Consider the following 1,284-nt stretch of genomic DNA (forward strand, 5'->3'; position numbering starts at 1 on the left):
ACGAAAGCGCCGGCGCTTCCGTCCCGCTCCAGAAGAAGACCCGCCGCGCCCGGAAGGCAAGTTGATGAGCGACCCGTACGGCCCCCAGCAGGTCTACACACCTACACCGATCCACATCGGCCCCGGACAGGCCCTGAGCGTCCCTCAGAGCCTCCAGCAGCCCGCCCCGTACGTCATCGTCCAGCAGGCCGCCCCCGCGCCCTCCTGGCTCCGCCAGCACGCCGGACAGCTCGTCGCGGCTGGCGGGGCCGGAGCCCTCGTCGTCGCCGTCCTCCTGGCCGTCGCCGTCGTCGCGGTCGCGGTCGGCATCGGGGCCATCTCGTGCGCTCTCGGCTGGCTCGTCATCAAGAGCCTCATGGGGCCGCAGAAGCAGAAGTGACCGACCGGCGTGTTCCTACCACGCCGGTCAGCCACGGGAGACAGGATCACACGGAACGACGGAGGCCCGGACCGCTCGCAACGGCCGGGCCTCTGCTCTCCGCCACCTGGAACGCGAACGGAGAACGTCTCATGACCACGGTAGAGCACGGCGACGGCTCGGCACCACAGGTAGCCACCCCGCATGACGACGTGCCCCCGGTCCTCCCGCTGGATGGAGCACAGGCCGCGAAACACCTGCGGGCCTCGGGTGGCCGCCAGGTCTCCCGGCGCCCCGTTGCCGAAGGCCTTGAGGGGCGCCGGGCCGCCTCTGGCGGCCTGGCGGACGCCCCCCTTGGTACTACTACGGACTTTGTTTCCCCCCCTGCGGGGAAAACCGGGTCTGACCAGCACGAATGCGGGAAGGGCACCGATCCGTGTTGCCGTCGCCGCCGCCGCTTCGAGATCCGTCGGGCCATCTGGTCGTTCACGACGGTCAAGCGGCTCTCGGCCTGCGGACGGGTCATGGCTCAAGGCCAGAACGGCAAGGTCGACCGGGTCAAGATCCACGTCCGTGACGGGGTGGCCTACACCTCCGGTGTCTGCATCTGCGCGAACGGCTGGCTCTGCCCGGTCTGCTCGGCCAAGATCCGCGCCAAGCGGGCCAACGAGATCGCTGTCGGCGTCGCCAACCTGATCATGTCGGGTGGCTCTGCCTGGATGGTCACCTTCACCGTCCGGCATGCCAAAGGGCACGCGCTGGCCGAACTCCTCGACGCACTCAACGACGCATTCCGGAAACTCGGAAATGGCAACATGGCCAACCGTGAAAAGAAGCTCACCGGCAAGATCGGCACCATCAATTCGCGGGAAATCACCTACGGAAAGAACGGGTGGCACCCGCACCTGCACGTGATCGTCTGCTTC

Annotated in this window: 2 protein-coding genes; both read left to right on the plus strand. The window is 68.1% G+C overall.

What is annotated here, in order from left to right:
* The coding region (locus ACFUOZ_RS21385) for a hypothetical protein (protein ID WP_377552055.1) at positions 1-379 on the plus strand (379 nt) is incomplete at its 5' end.
* Positions 380-510: 131 nt separating this feature from the next.
* A partial coding sequence (locus tag ACFUOZ_RS21390) for a protein rep (protein WP_377552057.1) occupies positions 511-1,284 on the plus strand: 774 nt, incomplete at its 3' end.

It is taken from the genome of Paenarthrobacter sp. NPDC057355 (genome assembly GCF_042667405.1).
GTDB lineage: Bacteria > Actinomycetota > Actinomycetes > Actinomycetales > Micrococcaceae > Arthrobacter.